Origin of the sequence: Haloarchaeobius amylolyticus (assembly GCF_026616195.1) — an archaeon.
In the GTDB taxonomy this organism is placed as follows: domain Archaea; phylum Halobacteriota; class Halobacteria; order Halobacteriales; family Natrialbaceae; genus Haloarchaeobius; species Haloarchaeobius amylolyticus.
The window spans coordinates 2,047,930-2,063,741 of sequence record NZ_JANHDH010000001.1 but is presented as its reverse complement, the minus strand read 5'-3'; the positions used below and the strand labels follow the sequence as shown (position 1 = coordinate 2,063,741).

General features: G+C 66.1%; 13 protein-coding genes. 6 read left to right on the top strand and 7 right to left on the bottom strand.

What is annotated here, in order from left to right; all coding sequences use genetic code 11:
• Positions 1-162: 162 nt before the first annotated feature.
• The 3 genes from NOV86_RS10635 to NOV86_RS10625 are packed head-to-tail and all read right to left on the bottom strand — an operon-like array spanning position 163 to position 2,204.
• A complete protein-coding gene (locus tag NOV86_RS10635) occupies positions 163-1,167 on the bottom strand; it encodes an OapC/ArvC family zinc-ribbon domain-containing protein (protein WP_267641363.1) in 1,005 nt (334 codons plus the stop codon).
• Entirely contained in the window at positions 1,167-1,553 is a 387-nt protein-coding gene (locus NOV86_RS10630; protein WP_267641362.1) for a DUF2073 domain-containing protein, read from the bottom strand. Before NOV86_RS10630 ends, NOV86_RS10635 begins: the two co-directional genes overlap by 1 nt.
• 3 nt (positions 1,554-1,556) lie before the next feature.
• Positions 1,557-2,204 carry an Era-like GTP-binding protein gene (locus NOV86_RS10625; protein ID WP_267641361.1) on the bottom strand — a complete coding sequence of 216 codons (648 nt, stop codon included), beginning with the start codon at positions 2,202-2,204 and terminating at the stop codon, positions 1,557-1,559.
• A 1,764-nt stretch (positions 2,205-3,968) separates the two neighbouring features.
• Between NOV86_RS10625 and NOV86_RS10620 the strand changes: the two genes are divergently transcribed.
• The gene (locus NOV86_RS10620; RefSeq protein ID WP_267641360.1) at positions 3,969-5,540 is read left to right on the top strand and encodes a Cdc6/Cdc18 family protein; all 1,572 of its coding nucleotides are present in this window, start codon (positions 3,969-3,971) and stop codon (positions 5,538-5,540) included.
• A gap of 330 nt (positions 5,541-5,870) precedes the next feature.
• On the opposite strand, the gene NOV86_RS10615 is transcribed toward NOV86_RS10620, so the two are convergent.
• Positions 5,871-6,971 (bottom strand): S24/S26 family peptidase, encoded by a 1,101-nt coding sequence (locus NOV86_RS10615; protein WP_267641359.1) that lies wholly within the window; start codon positions 6,969-6,971, stop codon positions 5,871-5,873.
• Positions 6,972-7,099: 128 nt separating this feature from the next.
• Here NOV86_RS10615 and NOV86_RS10610 point away from each other — a divergent pair, with 128 nt between their 5' ends.
• Complete coding sequence (locus tag NOV86_RS10610; RefSeq protein WP_267641358.1) at positions 7,100-8,728, top strand: DNA-directed DNA polymerase II small subunit; 1,629 nt, start codon at positions 7,100-7,102, stop codon at positions 8,726-8,728.
• 43 nt (positions 8,729-8,771) lie between these two features.
• Here NOV86_RS10610 and NOV86_RS10605 read toward each other — a convergent pair whose 3' ends face one another.
• On the bottom strand, positions 8,772-9,209 hold the full coding sequence (locus NOV86_RS10605) for a hypothetical protein (RefSeq protein WP_267641357.1): 438 nt from the start codon (positions 9,207-9,209) through the stop codon (positions 8,772-8,774).
• A 252-nt stretch (positions 9,210-9,461) separates the two neighbouring features.
• Here NOV86_RS10605 and NOV86_RS10600 point away from each other — a divergent pair, with 252 nt between their 5' ends.
• Positions 9,462-10,640, top strand: coding sequence for an aspartate kinase (locus tag NOV86_RS10600; protein ID WP_267641356.1), 1,179 nt, complete (start codon positions 9,462-9,464; stop codon positions 10,638-10,640).
• Positions 10,641-10,694: 54 nt separating this feature from the next.
• Here the strand turns inward: NOV86_RS10600 and NOV86_RS10595 are convergent, their stop codons facing one another.
• Complete coding sequence (locus tag NOV86_RS10595) at positions 10,695-11,714, bottom strand: NADP-dependent oxidoreductase (RefSeq protein ID WP_267641355.1); 1,020 nt, start codon at positions 11,712-11,714, stop codon at positions 10,695-10,697.
• Between the two features lie 152 nt (positions 11,715-11,866).
• Here NOV86_RS10595 and NOV86_RS10590 point away from each other — a divergent pair, with 152 nt between their 5' ends.
• The 3 genes from NOV86_RS10590 to NOV86_RS10580 all read left to right on the top strand — a co-directional run bounded on the left by NOV86_RS10590 (position 11,867) and on the right by NOV86_RS10580 (position 14,889).
• Positions 11,867-12,646: a PHP domain-containing protein gene (locus NOV86_RS10590; RefSeq protein ID WP_267641354.1), complete on the top strand. Its 780-nt coding sequence runs from the start codon at positions 11,867-11,869 to the stop codon at positions 12,644-12,646.
• 156 nt (positions 12,647-12,802) lie between these two features.
• The gene (locus NOV86_RS10585) at positions 12,803-14,146 is read left to right on the top strand and encodes a tryptophanase (RefSeq protein WP_267641353.1); all 1,344 of its coding nucleotides are present in this window, start codon (positions 12,803-12,805) and stop codon (positions 14,144-14,146) included.
• A gap of 98 nt (positions 14,147-14,244) precedes the next feature.
• On the top strand, positions 14,245-14,889 hold the full coding sequence (locus NOV86_RS10580; protein ID WP_267641352.1) for a DUF2268 domain-containing putative Zn-dependent protease: 645 nt from the start codon (positions 14,245-14,247) through the stop codon (positions 14,887-14,889).
• Positions 14,890-15,080: 191 nt separating this feature from the next.
• On the opposite strand, the gene NOV86_RS10575 is transcribed toward NOV86_RS10580, so the two are convergent.
• Entirely contained in the window at positions 15,081-15,740 is a 660-nt protein-coding gene (locus NOV86_RS10575) for a metallophosphoesterase family protein (protein WP_267641351.1), read from the bottom strand.
• Positions 15,741-15,812: the final 72 nt, after the last annotated feature.

Here is a 15,812-nt window from a genome sequence, read left to right as displayed (position 1 = left end):
TTACGCTGTGGCTGGTGTGCGCACCGACAGCCACGACGAGACTGTCTTACCGAGTGTTTCGACTGGAACCACCATTCGGTTCAGAGACATTCTACAACCCGATGGTTCGGTTTCTGGACCCGAAAAACAGGGGTGTGGATGGGACAGATTGCTGCTGTCGGCTCACTCCTCCCCGCGCCAGCTGTCCGGGACGTCGATGACGTAGCGGCCGTCCTCGCGCAGGGAGATGATGTACTCCTCGCGGTCGTACAGCTCCATCAGGTTCAGCTCGTACTGCCCGGGGTTGAGGATCTTGATGCTCTCGAACTGCTGGTTGAGCTCCTCGCGCAACTCGTCCAGGTCGGGCCGGTCGTCGACCTCGGTGTCGGCCGGTTCGGCCACCACGTGGCCGTCGGCCGAGCCGACCTGCTGTTCCGGGGCTCCCGACTGGGCCGGTTGGGCGGCGGGCTCCGCACCGGATGCGGCGCTCGACTGTTCGCCAGGGTCGGGGAGTTCGTCCGGCGAGACGATGTCCGAGCGTGCACTCGCCTGTGCGTTGTCCTCGGAGGACATCGTCCGCGCCGAGATGCTGCCCGCACCCTCCTGGTCGTCGGCCGACTGTGGGGCGGGCCGGGACTCGGCAGTGTCCGGTTCGGCAGTGTCCGATTCGGCCGCCTCGGCCCTCTTCGGGCCGGTCGTCTCGGCCGGGGTGGGTTCCGCTGCCTCGGGTTCCGCCGTCTCGGCGGCGTTCGAGGGCTGTGTTTCACCTGCAGCCGGGTCGCTCGTCCCGGCGGTCGACTCGGTGGGCTGGGTTCCCGACTCTGCCGGCCCGGTTGGCGAGTCGTCGGCCCGTGCCGGCGACTCGTCCGACCGTGCTGCCGCCTTCTCGGCGGGCGTGTCGTAGTCCTCTGTCGCGGACTTCGGCCAGGCGCGGTCCTCGTCCTCGGAGTTCCGGTTGACCCACTCGCGGACGGTCGTGGCCGCCTTCGTAACCGCGTTGCCGTCCCGTGACGGCCGGTCGGGTGGACTCGCCGAGTCGTCGGGCTGGCTCGGCGACCCATCGGCGTCGTCCATCGCGCCCTTCGGGATGAACTGGAACTTGTTCCCGTCGCAGCCGGGACAGCCCGAGAGCATCTCCTTCGAGCCGTCCTCGAACGTCCGGCCGCATTCGGTACACTGGTGGGGCATTATTTCCGGGAGACGAGCGCGCTGATGAGGTTCTCGTCCTTGTGGAGCGTCTCGATCTGGTTCGCCGGACCGATGACCGTGAGCTTCGACGTCTCCTCGCGACCCATGATGCGGTCGAGGATGCTCGCGTCGTTCGTCTTCGAGCGGGGGTACGTCTCGATCTCGATACCGTTGAACTCGTCGGGGCTGATCTCGGTCATCGTGACCTCGATGAGCTTCGACTCTTCGTCGGGCGAGAGGCCCTCCTCGAGGATGACGATGTTCCCGTCGCGGACGCCATCGAGGATCATCCGGATCTTCTCCATGCTCGCGAGGTTAGCCATCCGCTCGCCACTGATGAGGTCGATCTGGACCCCGCCGCCGTCTGAGGTTTTAGCTTCCGGCATTGTTCACCCGAAATAGTCCGCAATCTTGTCGTAGACCTCGTCCATGTTCTCGCCCTCGAGGGCGGAGAGCGGGACGGTCTCGTGTTGCGGGAACGCGTCCTCGATGCGCTTGACGCTGGACTCGTCGAGGTCGATCTTGTTCGCGAAGATGAGCACCGGCAGGTCGCGCGACTCGATGATGCCGATGAGCATCGTGTTCACCTGCGTGAACGGGTCCTCCGAGCTGTCGAGCACGTAGATGACGCCGTCGACGTCCTCGCGGAGCCAGTGCATCGCCTCCGCGACGCCTTCGGTGGCCTCGCGGGAGCGCCGGACGGCTTCGTCCTTGTCGAAGTCGTCGAACTCCATGAACTCCTCGTAGTCGACCTTCGTCGTCACGCCGGGCGTGTCGACGATGTCGATGTTGACGGAGCTGCCGTTGCGCTCGATCTCCACGTTCTCCTTGCGCCGGGCGCGGCGCGTTTCGTGTGGAACGTGGCTCTCTGGCCCGACGGCGTCACCAGTCCAGTCGCGGGCGATCCGGTTCGCCAGCGTAGTCTTACCTGCGTTCGGCGGTCCGTAGATGCCGATTCGCTTCTGTTGCTCCTCCTCTGTGAACAGACTTTCCCTCACGCGAGCGAGGCTGTCTTTCAGTCCTGAGATGAGTCCCATCCTGTTCTATCCTCCCACACGTGACCGGCTGTGAAACCGCAATCCACGTGCGTCTGCCCATAGTAGCGAACTCGACTCACTTAAGCCTACGTCAGACATGAAATTTGTATATCATTTAACGTGTCGAGAACGGGCGCCGAGCGGCCCGGAAACCGGATGACGGGGACGTGGTCTGTGCACACGAACCAGACCCGTTCGAGTGCCGCAACACACGGGTTTTTCACGTGGAACGCGGTGAACCGCTTGTCGAGTCAGTTGGTTGCTTCGACGTCTGCTCCTGGGAGTCGGAGACCGGGACAGAAGAGCGTCGATGACAGCGGAAGATCCCGGGAGTGTCGAGTGGACCGGAGAATGGCCCACGCTCTCCCGGGCTTCGGACGGATTGGACGACCCGGTAGGCGATACAGGGACAGTCACCGATCGAAGTGGATAGCTCGAGGTGGAAAGACGAAACGTGAGGCACGTGGTCTGGTGACAGTGGACACGATAGGTGGTACCGGCCGACGTTGGTAGCCCCCCACCCCTTCGTTTCGGGTGGAGACGGTCGAAGGGGTGGTCGGGGTGGCGGCAGATGGCGTGTTTTGTTCTAGTGAAGAAACAGAAAAGAGACAACGTCTAGTCTACAATATAACTAGCTCTAGTACTATTTGGATTAATACGGCAGTGCGGATATTGTTTATAGACTACCGTCTTAAACATTCCGGCACTAGAAGACCCCGTGGACCCCCACCCCACCTTTCTCGCGTTCCACCCGAAACGAAGGGGTGGGGGGGTCCCTAGAGACGTGCTAGCACCCCTTCGTTTCCCGTCCACAGTACTCGGCAGCACTGACCGACCAGCACGGACACCCGACCCAGGGCCCGCCAGCATTCACTATCCATTCCACCGCATCACCTCCATCGACGACTCCCTCAAGCTGGACCCACCGGGAACTCGCCATCTCCTTCCAGGACCTTCCGGGGCTCCTGGATCGACAGCCCCGAGGAGACGCGGTCCACTCGATAGGCGGTTCGTCGAGCTACCGAGGTCGTCGACTCCATCAGTTGCCTACGGGATAGACTCCCGGTAGTATAGAGGAGGTTCTCTGCGGGACGATGGAAGCCTGCTCGCGTACGTGAGCGCAGACTAACTAGACTAGAACTCCTCCTTCCGACATTCCGTCTCCGACAGGCAGTCCGTCGTCTCTCCGCATCGAGCGTTCGACCGGAAGCACAGGGTGGTCCCCCCGGTCTGTGTCCCAACGAACCCCCTTCCTTCCCGTCCACTCCGGTTGCCGACGTACCGACCTCCTGTGGACTTCGTCGCGTTCTCGGTCTTTTCGACCTGCTCCCCTGTCTTCGTTTCCCGTCCAGCTACCGATCTTCGCCGTCCTGACCCCGAACTCACGCTGTATCCCCCAACCTCCCATCCTGACCCGACCGACTCGCCGACCGACCACCGCCACCCCGGTTCGACCTGAAACCGGAGGCCCCCGAGGTACCCATCCGACTGGATAACCACCGGCTCGAACTCTGAAACGGCTCGATACTCGCAGTAGGACCCTCCAACACCCGGTTACTTCGTGTGGAACGCCCCCGAGACCGACCCCGAACTGGTCGCTGAAGGACAACTATTATTACCCTCGTGTTCATCTGCTTCGTTTGCATCAACTGGACGGTTCGACATCGCGTTCTTCACTATGAACCTACTCACTGCCGGTGTCACGTCCTCTCGCGACCGGGCTGGCGACTATCTCCAGATGAAACAAAGGGGTGAACGTAACAGATGACAGATAACGACGATGCGGGCGGTGACGAACGAGACGGGGACCGACCCGGAAAGATAGAGACATCGCGGGACTTCAGCGTCGACCTCGACGACGTGGTCCTCGACGAGGAGGAGGAAGAGGCCTCCCAGGGGTTGTTCGACGACCTCCTCAGCGGGGAGCCCATCTTCGAGAACAAGGAGGTGCTGCGGCCCTCCTACACGCCACACGAGCTCCCCCACCGCAAGGAGCAGATCAACAAGATGGCGACCATCCTCGTCGCCGCGCTCCGGGGCGAGACCCCCTCGAACATCCTCATCTACGGGAAGACCGGGACCGGCAAGACCGCGAGCGCGAAGTTCGTCTCCAACGAACTCGAGTCCACCTCGAAGAAGTACGAGGTCCCGTGTTCCGTCGAGTACATCAACTGCGAGGTGACCGACACCCAGTACCGCGTGCTCGCCCAGCTCGCGAACAAGTTCATCGACGAGAACGAGGAGATCATCGACCGCCGTATCGACGAACTACAGGACCGGCTCGACGCACTCGACGAGTACGAGGCGACCGCCTCGGGCACCGCCCCCGACACCGACGACCGGTCCAGCGCCGGCGCAGCCGAAACGCACCCCCTCGCCGACACCGAGTTCGACTCCCGCGAGGACGTCCGCGACCGCATCGAGACCCTCCGCGAGGACCAGGAGGAGTTCGAGAGCGTCCCGATGACCGGCTGGCCGACCGACCGGGTCTACAGCGTCTTCTTCGACGCGGTCGACTACGAGGAGCGCGTGGTCGTCATCATGCTCGACGAGATCGACAAACTGGTCGAGAAGTCGGGCGACGACACGCTGTACAACCTCTCGCGGATGAACTCCGAGCTGGAGAACTCCCGCGTGAGCATCATGGGCATCTCGAACGACCTGAAGTTCACCGACTTCCTCGACCCTCGCGTCAAGTCCAGCCTCGGCGAGGAGGAGATCGTCTTCCCGCCCTACGACGCCAACCAGCTCCGGGACATCCTCCAGCACCGCTCCGACGTGGCGTTCAAGGACGGCGCACTCACGGGGGACGTCATCCCGCTGTGTGCGGCCTTCGCCGCCCAGGAGCACGGTGACGCTCGCCGTGCACTCGACCTGCTCCGCACCGCGGGCGAGCTCGCCGAGCGCTCCCAGTCCGAGGTCGTCGACGAGGAGCACGTCCGGCAGGCCCAGGACAAGATCGAACTCGACCGCGTGGTCGAGGTGGTACGCACCTTACCCACGCAGAGCAAACTCGTCCTGTTCGCCATCATCCTGCTGGAGAAGAACGGCGTCCACAACATCAACACGGGCGAGGTGTTCAACATCTACAAGCGCCTCTGCGAGGAGATCGACGCCGACGTCCTCACCCAGCGCCGCGTCACCGACCTCATCTCCGAGCTTGACATGCTCGGCATCGTGAACGCGGTCGTCGTCTCGAAGGGTCGCTACGGCCGCACCAAGGAGATCAGCCTCTCGGTCCCAATCGAGGAGACCGAGGCGGTCCTGATGAGCGACTCGCGGCTGGGCGACATCGAGAACATCCAGCCGTTCGTACAGGCGCGGTTCAACAACTGATTGCTTCACCGATTGCTTCGTCAGGAGGTCTCGTTTCGCTGACGGCCGGCGCTGTTCCGTCGATGGCTGTCGTTTCGAGTCGAACTCGTGGTGGTGCGTCGAACGGGCAGTTCACTCGCGCCGATGGCAGTGGAGACCGCAACAGCACAGCACCGCAGCCACACCCTCCCCAGCCGACTCCCGCCACTACGCTTCGTTTCACTTCACTCCGTTCCAGTCGTCCCTCGCGCGTCCGACTCGTGGTCTCCGACACACTCGTCGGCGCGCGCCAGGCGGCTACTCGGGGGACGACGAACCTGAAGAACCGAATCCGAACCGAGAATCAGCAGCTCACAGCCAGCCGCGTCGACGCGAAACAACGGTCCCGAGGCCGGCCGCGAACAGCCCGAGTTGCAGCCGAAGCCCGGTCAGCGTCGGCGGCGCGCTGCCGGCGGTCACGGTCGCGAGCTGGGCGAACTGGAGGCGGACCCAGCCGAGGAAGGGGATGCGCACCTTCGCCTTCCCCTGGATCCACTCGGGACGGACGACGTTGGACTGGCCGCCGACCTGGTCGTAGTGGTCGTTGGTCACCTCGTTGTCGCCCTTCGTGATGAAGCCCGAGTGGGGGGCCGGGCAGGCGTCGTTGGCGATCTCGGCACAGGAGTTCGCGCCGTCGAGGTAGCTCTTGTTCGCCCGCTGGTACCAGTTCTCGCCCTCCTCGACGTAGAACATGGCCCGGTGGATGATGGGTGTGCGGCGGTCGCTCCCGTACGGCTGGTAGACGATGACGTTGCCGTAGTCGCCGAAGCTCCAGTAGCCGCCGTTGGTCTTCGCGTGCTGGTAGGTCACGACGCCGGTCCCCTCCGCCGCGCTGGCGGGGGCGTACCGGTGTTCGTCGACGATGAACACCAGGTCGTTCTTGTGCATGTGGGGCTCCATGCTGCCGCTCTCGACCGCGACGAGTGGCGGCCAGACGCCGCTGACGGCGAACAGGACGAGGCCGATGATGGCCACCGTCAGGACGCTGCTGCCGATGTCGCGGATGGTCTGGACCCAGGGGTCGCTCGTGTTGAAGAACCAGTCGATTGGACCGTCGAAGTCCTCGTCGCCGTCACTCGCGCTCGCCCCCGGTTGTGGCGCAGGGGCGGTGGCGCCGGTGTCGCTGTCGGCGTCGGTGTCCAGTGGGTGGCCTTCCGCCGGCTCGGTCGACTCGCGGTCGTGAGAGGCAGGTTCGCTATCGTCACCCGGCGAGCCGCGGTCGCCAGCCTCGTCGTCGTCGCCGGTTCCGGACCCGCTGTCGGCCGGTTCCGACTCGTCGTCCGGCGCCGCCGACTCGTCGTCTGCCGACGTCGATGTGTCGTCGGCCCACTCCCACTCGTCCATCCCGTCGTCGCCGGGGGACTCGTCGGCGTCGGCGTCGTCGGGGTGGTCGTCGCTTCCGGGTCCGGTCATCTGCTTCCGGGTAGTCTCCCACCGCCAATCAACCTTCTGTTGCGGTCGACAGGTCGTCGGGCGCTTTCCGGCTCGATTCGTTCCGACTTTCGGCACCCTTTTGCCCGCCGGGCTAGTTCGAGAGTGATGTGCCACTGGAGGGGTCTGCACGCATCGTCGGCGAACTCGCGAGCCACGGCTACAACGCCGAGCGCGAGGCCGTGACGCTCATCGCGACCGCCGACGACCCGACCGGAACCCTCCGCGCGGTCGTCGACGCGGCCGGCGAGGACACCATCGTCATCACCGCCGAGGACGTCCGGACGGTCCGCGAGGCGGAATCGAACGGGTCGGCGCGGGAGGCCGCGGCGAACGGCGGCTCACCGGACGACCCGACCCAGACCCCGGCCGCCGCCGACTCCGGGACCGCTGGCCCCGGAACCGCCGCCGACCCCGAGACCGCCGAACCAGACCCCTCCGTTTCGGGTGGAGATTCTCCCCATTCACCCGGGAATACCGCGGCTGCTCCAGTTGAAACAGGGGGGTCCTTCCAGCGCGAGGTCGACCCCACGAAGCGGTCGGTCGACATCGCCGGAGACATCACCGGCCAGAGCACCGGGACCGGCGAGTACAAGGACTTCGTGAAGGTGTTCCGCGACCGCTACGACAAGCTCTCGAGCAAGTTGCGGGGGCGGGTCAACCACCGGCCGACGACCGCCATCGAGTCGATGGCGCCCGGCAGCGAGGTCGCCATCGTCGGGATGGTCAACGACATCCGGTCGACCGCCTCGGGCCACTGGCTCGTCGAACTGGAGGACACCAAGGGGACGTTCCCCTGCCTCGTGATGAAGGACCGCGACATCGCGGAGCTGGTCGACGAACTGCTCTGTGACGAGGTCATCGCCATCGAGGGGACGCTCTCGGACGACGCCGGCATCGTGTTCGTCGACTCGATGCACTTCCCCGACGTGCCCCGGACCTACGAGCCGTCCTACGCCGACCGGAAGGTCGAAGCCGCGCTCATCTCCGACGTCCACGTCGGCAGCCAGGAGTTCATGCACGACGAGTGGGACGCCTTCTGCGACTGGCTGTACACCGAGGAGGCCGAACACGTCGAGTACCTCTGCATCGCTGGCGACATGGTCGAGGGCGTCGGCGTCTACCCGAACCAGGACGAGGAACTCGACGTCGTCGACATCTACGAGCAGTACGAGACGTTCAACGAGAAGCTCAAGCAGGTGCCCGGCGACCTCGAGATAATCATGATCCCGGGGAACCACGACGCGGTCCGGTTGGCCGAACCCCAGCCGGGCTTCGACGACGAACTCCGGAGCATCATGTCGGCCCACGACGCCCGCATCACGGGCAACCCCTCGACGGTGACCATAGAGGGCGTCTCCGTCCTCATGTACCACGGCGTCTCGCTGGACGAGGTCATCGCGGAACTCCCCGAGGACAAGGCGAGCTACGACGAGCCCCACAAGGCGATGTACCAGCTGCTGAAGAAGCGCCACGTCGCCCCGCAGTACGGGGGCCACACCCGCCTCGCTCCGGAGGAGGAGGACTACCTCGTCATCGAGAACGTCCCCGACATCTTCCACACCGGCCACGTCCACAAGCTCGGCTTCGGGAAGTACCACAACGTCCTCGCCATCAACTCCGGCTGCTGGCAGGAACAGACCGACTTCCAGAAGTCCGTCAACATCGACCCCGACGCCGGGTACGCGCCCATCGTGGACCTCCAGGACCTCGACGTGACCGTCAGAAAGTTCTCCTGACCCTCGCTGTCGCCGTCATCGACGGCCGTTCCTGCGTTCTCCGTCAGTCGTCCATCCCGAACCGGTAGCGAAGCGTCTCCGAGTGCTCGAAGCGCGGCCCCGTCCCGATCCGTTCGAAGCCGGCCTGTTCGGCCGCCACGGCCGCGGGAGCGTCGGGGTCGGTGACGAGCAACTCGACGGTCATCCCCTCGGTCCGGGCGAACCGGAGCGGCTCCTCCAGCAACCGCTCGCAGGCGGCCTCGGTGCCGCCGAGCTGGGTGATGTGTACCGTGTCCGTCTCGGCGTCGAAGCTCACGAAGCCCAGCAGCTCCGCCTCGTCGGTCTCCTCGACGTCGGCGTTCGGGTCGTTGACCTCGGTCGCCTCGGCCTCGGCGACCCGGACGGTCCGGTCGTGGACGAGGTTGCGCATCACGTCCGCCGGTGTATCGGCGATGGCGGCCAGCGCCTCCGCGTCGGCCTCCACCGCGTCCCGTACGTACATCAGTCGAACCTTGGGACCGGTTCGGTATAAAACCCGAAGGCTGCGCGCCGGTCGCGCGGCCGGTAGCGGGCCACGAACGACCGGCCAGTCCGGCAGCCGGTCGTCCGCCGACCGCCAGCAGCGACACCGTGACGACCGACCACCGCCCCCGATATCGACACCGCGGCAGGTTTTTCCCCGGAGGGACATAGTTATGCCCGCGTCGGGGAAATGGTGGGGTATGAACCGATTTCGCACCGACGAGGTGGACGTATGCGAGTAGTCGCCAAGTTCGGGGGGACGAGTCTCGGCAGCGGTGACCGCATCAACCGCGCCGCCGACTCCATCGCCGCCGCCGTCCGTGAGGGTCACGAGATAGCCGTCGTCGCGAGCGCGATGGGCAACACCACCGACGACCTGCTCGACGAGATCACGTTCGAGGCCGACGAGGCCGACCGCGCCGAGATCGTCAGCATGGGCGAGCGGACCTCCGTCCGGATGCTCAAGGCCGCCCTCGGCGCCCGGGGCATCGACGCGGTCTTCCTCGAACCGGGCCACCCGGACTGGCCGGTCGTCGCCAACGAGAACGGCGAGGTCAACGTCGAGGAGACGAAAAAGCGCGCCGCGAAGATCTCCGAGGACCTCGGCGACGTCGTCCCGGTCATCACGGGCTTCCTCGCGGAGACGCTCGACGGTCACATCACCACCCTCGGCCGCGGTGGCTCCGACACCACGGCGGTCATGCTCGGCAAGTACTTCGACGCCGACGAGGTCGTCATCGTGACCGACGTCGAGGGCGTCATGACGGGCGACCCACACGTCGTCGAGGGCGCCCGCAACGTCGGCCAGATATCGGTCGACGAACTCCGCAACCTCTCCTTCCGCGGCGCCGAGGTCGTCGCCCCGTCTGCGCTCTCTTACAAGGACGACGACCTCGACGTCCGGGTCGTCCACTACCAGCACGGCGACCTGCTCTCCGGCGGCACACAGATCACCGGCCAGTTCAAGCACCTCGTCGACATGCTGGAGGAGCCACTCGCCTGTCTCACCGTCGCGGGGCGGGCCATCCGCAACCAGTCCGGCGTGTTCCACCGCCTCTCCGAAGCCCTCGCCGAGTCCGACATCAACATCGACGCGGTCGCCTCGGGCATGGACTCCATCACCTTCTACGTCGACGAGAAGGAGGCCGAACGCTCCGAGAACATCCTCCACCGCGAGGTCGTCGAGGACGAGAAACTCTCCTCCGTGACCGTCGAGGACGACATCGCCGTGGTCCGCATCACGGGCGGCGAACTCCCGAACCAGCCCGGCGTCATCGCCGGCATCGTCAACCCGCTGGCCGATGCGGGCATCAACGTCCACGACATCATCACCAGCGCGACCAGCGTCGCCATCTTCGTCACGTGGAGCGACCGCGAGCAGACGCTGGAGATCCTGCAGGACCTGTACTGAAGCCGAGCCGTCGTTTTTCACCTCGTCTCCAGGCCCGCCACTGCCAGGTTCGCCCTACTCAGAAGCCGCCGACACCTGGACTACCTGCTTCCCGATGTTGTCCCCAGAGAAGAGTCCGAGGAACGCGTCTGGTGCGTTCGAGAGCCCCTCTACGACCGTCTCCCGGTGAGCGACGTCGCCACGGGCGACCCACGTCGCCAGTTGCTCGCTGGCCTCACCGAACCGCGTGACGTAATCGCCGATCAGGAGCCCCTCCACCTTGGCCCGCGGCGCGATGAGCATGGGGAGCTTCCGTGGCCCGGTCGGGACGTTCTCGTCGTTGTAGTGGGCGATCTGCCCGCAGACGGCGACCCGCGCATCCAGGTTCAGTTTCGTGAAGACGGCGTCTGTGATGGGACCGCCGACGTTGTCGAAGTAGACGTCGACCCCGTCGGGGGCAGCGTCGTTCAGTGCCGCGCCGTAATCGTCGGTGGTCTTGTAGTTGATGGCGGCGTCGAAGCCGAGGGTCTCTGTGAGCCACTCCGTCTTCTCGTCGGACCCCGCGAACCCGACCACTCGACAGCCGTTCAGCCTCGCTATCTGTCCGACCACCGACCCGACGGCACCGGCAGCCCCGGAGACGACGACCGTCTCACCGGGTTTAGGCTCACCGACGTCGAGGAGGCCGAAGTAGGCCGTCCGTCCGGGCATCCCGAGCACACCGAGATACGCCGGCGGGTCCGCGACCGACGGGTCGACGGGAGCCACGTCGTCCGCATCCAGGAGGCTGTAGTCGGCCCAGGTCCCTTCGCCAGTGACGAGGTCGCCGGCGTCGTACCGGTCGCTCTCACTCGTGACGACTTCACCGACGATACCGCCTTTCAGCACGTCGCCGACGTCCCAGGGTTCGGCGTACGATTCGCTGTCCCGCATCCGGCCGCGCATGTACGGGTCCACGGAGAGATAGTCGACACGCACGAGGAGTTCACCTGCCCCTGGCTCCGGGACGTCGTCCTCCCGCAGTTCGAAGCTATCTGCGTCCGGTTCACCTTCGGGCCGCTCGACGAAATACCACGCGCGGTTCGTGTCTTCCATAACCGCCTTCTGGGTGTCGCACGGAAGGGCCTTCGGTCCTCGGCACGGCTTTCTGCCAGACCTGCTCGTGTACCGTCGGGGGGTCGGGGCGGCGACGTTCGAGCAGGCGACGCCCCCAGAAGCTACAATCGAATCGCGGCCGAAGGCGTGGTATGCGAGATCTCCACGTCCACTCGACCTACTCCGACGGCAGCTTCCTCACGCGCATGGTCCACGCGGCGCAGGAAGCAGGCCTGGAGGGGGTCGGCATCGCGGACCACTGCAACGTCTCGGCCCGGGAGGACCCCCAGACGTTCCGGGCGACCTACGGCTTCAACCTCGACGTGACCTACGAGCGCCGCCGGCTCGGCATCGAGACGGTCCGAGAGAAGGCGGACATAACCATCTACGACGCGGTCGAGATGGACTACGACCCCCGGGACGAGGCCGAGATTCGTGCCTTCCTCGACGAGGCGGACTTCGACTACGTCATCGGGAGCGTCCACACCGTCGGCGAGTACAACGTGCAGGCAGCGCCCCAGTTCGCGGACCTCTCCGACGCCGAACTCGACGCCGTCGTCGACGACTACTTCGACGCCCTCGTGGCACTGGCCGACTCGGAGCTGTTCGACATCGCCGCCCACCCGGACCTCATCGAGCGCACCGAACCCCTCCGTGGGCGGGCCACGGTCGAGCACTACGAGCGGGCGACCCGGGCGTTCGCCGAGTCCAGGACGGTCCCGGAGATCAACGCCGGGCGCGCCCTCGGCGACCCCGGCTTCGTCCACCCCGACCCGGAGTTCCTCGCGGCGCTTCAGGAGTACGACGTGGCCGTCACGGTCGGGACGGACTCGCACCGTCCGGACGAGATCGGCGAGCGCGCCGCGTTCCTCGACCGCTTCCTCGACGACCACGGCATCGAGCCGGTCGAACCGTCGAAACTGGTCGACTGACGGCGCCTGTCTGGCACCGCCCGCCCTACTTCAACCCTCCCGGTGTCGACTCCTGTCCCCGCCTGCCCATCTTCGTACATCCATCGGGAATCCTGTGGACTCGGGGCCAGCAAGCGCCAATTAGGACTTTCACATTCTCTCCCCAATACTGCCCCAATGACAGCGTACAAGTCGAAGATGGTCGAGCGCATCCACCTCCCCGCCCGGGAGGAGCGCGAGGCCAACCTCGAAGCCGCAGGGTACAACGTGTTCAACCTCGATTCGGACGCCGTGTTCATCGACCTCCTCACCGACTCGGGGACCGGAACCATGTCCGACGAGCAGTGGGCTGCCCTCATCCGCGGCGACGAGTCCTACGCCGGCGCGACCAGTTTCGGCAAGCTCGAATCGGCCGTCGAGGACGTGATGGGCTTCCCGTACGTCGTCCCGGCCCACCAGGGCCGCGGCGCCGAGAACATCCTCTACGGCGTGATGGTCGAGGAGGGCGACACCGTCCTCAACAACACGCACTTCGACACGACCCGGGCCCACATCGCCAACCAGGGCGCGGACCCGGTCGACTGCCCGGTTCCCGAGGCCCGCGACCTCGACGCCGAGGGCGACTTCAAGGGCAACTTCTCCATCGAGGAGGGGTGGAAGGTCGTCGAGGAGGTCGGCGCCGAGAACATCCCTGCCGTGGTCCTGACCATCACGAACAACTCGGCGGCGGGCCAGCCCGTCTCCGTCGAGAACACCCGGAAGGTCCGCGAGTTCTGTGACGAGATCGACGCGACGTTCGTCCTCGACGCGTGCCGGTTCGCCGAGAACGCCTACTTCGTCACCCAGCGTGAAGCGGAGTTCACGGACTCCTCGGTCGCCGAGGTCGCCCGCGAGCAGCTCTCCTACGCCGACGCCGCGGTCATGTCCGGCAAGAAGGACGGCCTCTCGAACATCGGCGGCTTCGTCGCCTGCAACGACGAGGCCCTCTTCGAGCAGGTGAAACAGCGCGGCATCCTCTACGAGGGCTTCGCCACCTACGGCGGGATGTCAGGCCGCGACATCGAGGCACTGGCGGTCGGCCTGCGCGAGGCCGTCGAGGAGGCGTACATCTCGGACCGCGTCGGGCAGGTCCAGTACCTCGGCCAGCTCATGGCCGAAGAAGGTCTTCCGGTGTTCGAGCCCATCGGCGGCCACGCGGTCTACCTCGACGCCGGCGAGTTCTTCCCGCACATCCCGGCCGAGGAGTTCCCCGGGCAGGCGCTGGTCTGCGAACTCTACCGCGAGGGTGGCGTCCGGTGTGTCGAGCTGGGCAGTTTCGCCTTCCCCGACAGCGACCGGCCCGAGCTGGTCCGGATGGCCGTCCCGCGCCGCACCTACCACAAGGAGCACATCGAGCACATCGTGGATACGGCGAAGGAGGTCTGGGCCCACCGCGAGGAGGTCGACGGGCTCGAGATCACGAAGGAGCCCGAGATGAAGGAGATCCGCCACTTCACGGCGGAACTCGCACCGCGGGCCTGACTGCCCGCGACGGGACCCGGGCGGTTCCGCCCGCGACGCTATACTCAGGGAGTGACATTTTACGCTGGGGCGTGTAGCCACACTCGTCCCCGCCGCCCATGTCCCGCGAGATACACCCGACCGTCAGCGAGTTGCGAGCAGCCAGAGAGACAGTCCAGAGCGCCCTGACCAGCGCGAACGTGTCGTTCCCGCTGGACACCGGGGTATCGGTCGAACTCGGCTGGGACGGCAGCGACTTCGTGACCAGCCAGGTCGACGGTGCCGCCGGCTACGCCGACTACCCCGACACCATCGAGATATCGTTCAACAGCCACCCAGACGAGTGGCAGGCGTCGCTGGCCTCCACCGCGACCCACGAGCACGCCCACCTCTGGTTCTTCGAGCAGCGCGGAGGCGAGGCCGACCGGAAGTGGGAGTACGTGCTCGAGGAGGCGTTCACCCAGCACGTCGCGGCCGACCTGGTCCCCGAGTACGACTCGCCGTGGTGGACGCGACACGCCGACACCGTCCTCGCCGACTACTGGCCGGTGGCCCGCGACGAGGCCTTCACGGCCCCGAGCGAGGAGGGCGGACCGCTGTTCATCGACCCGGAACCGGGGGGCTACCCGCACGGGTACGGCTACTCGCTGGCGTACCGACTCGGCGAGGAACTGCTCGCCGAGGAGGGGTACGACCTGCGTGAGTTGGTGGAGGTAGACCGCGAGGAGCTGGTCGCGGTCGGTGACCGGTTGTTCGGGGGGTAGTGACTGGTTCGTTCGACCACCTGAATCGTGGGTGCTGGAGTCGACAGGCGGGTCCCTCGCACGCTTCCAGTCCGCGGCCTCACTGGCTCACGGGTCGTTCCTCACCGTTCGCCTCGCGGCACTTCGTGCCGCGCCACTCGGCACGCTCACCAGCACGCGCCGATAGTGGTGGTGATGGTGAAAACTCGAGTCTACTCCCCCTTCGCCAGCCGGGTCGCCAGTCGCTCCGGCAGCCCGGCCTCGCGAATCTTCTGCTGGACCTGCTCGATGTCGTACTCGACCCGGCGTTCCTCGACCGCACCCGAGTCCATGTCCAGGAGCGCGTAGGCTGCCCGGGGGTCGCCGTCGCGGGGCTGGCCGACGCTCCCGGGGTTCATCACGACGCCCTCGGCGAACTCGGCGGTGTGCTGGACGTGGGTGTGGCCCATGATGAGGACGGCCTCGCCCCGGAGCAGGTTCGGGGCGAACTCGTGGGGCCGGGTGTAGTGGTCGGGGTCGTCGGGGTGGCCGTGGACGAGCTTCACGTAGCCGTCGCACTCGCGGCGTTCGTCGGGGAGGTGGCCGAGCCACTCGATGTGGCGGTCCTCGAGGTGTTCGCGGCTGTAGCGCACCCCGGCCCGCGCCATGTCGTTGAACCGGAAGCCGGTGTCGCGGGCGACCGCCCGGTCGTGGTTGCCCATGACCGTCGGCACGTCGCGCTCGAGCAGGACGTCGACGCACTCGGCGGGCGAGGGGCCGTAACCGACCACGTCGCCGGCACAGAGGAGGCCGTCGACCGGCGGCATGTCGGCGAGCACCGCGTCGAGGGCGACCCTGTTCGCGTGGATGTCCGAGATGACGCCGAACTCCATGTCGTATGACAGGACCCCCAGCGGTTTAGTTCTCCCCGTGGGACCCGGACCTAGTTTCTTGGTAACTCGGTG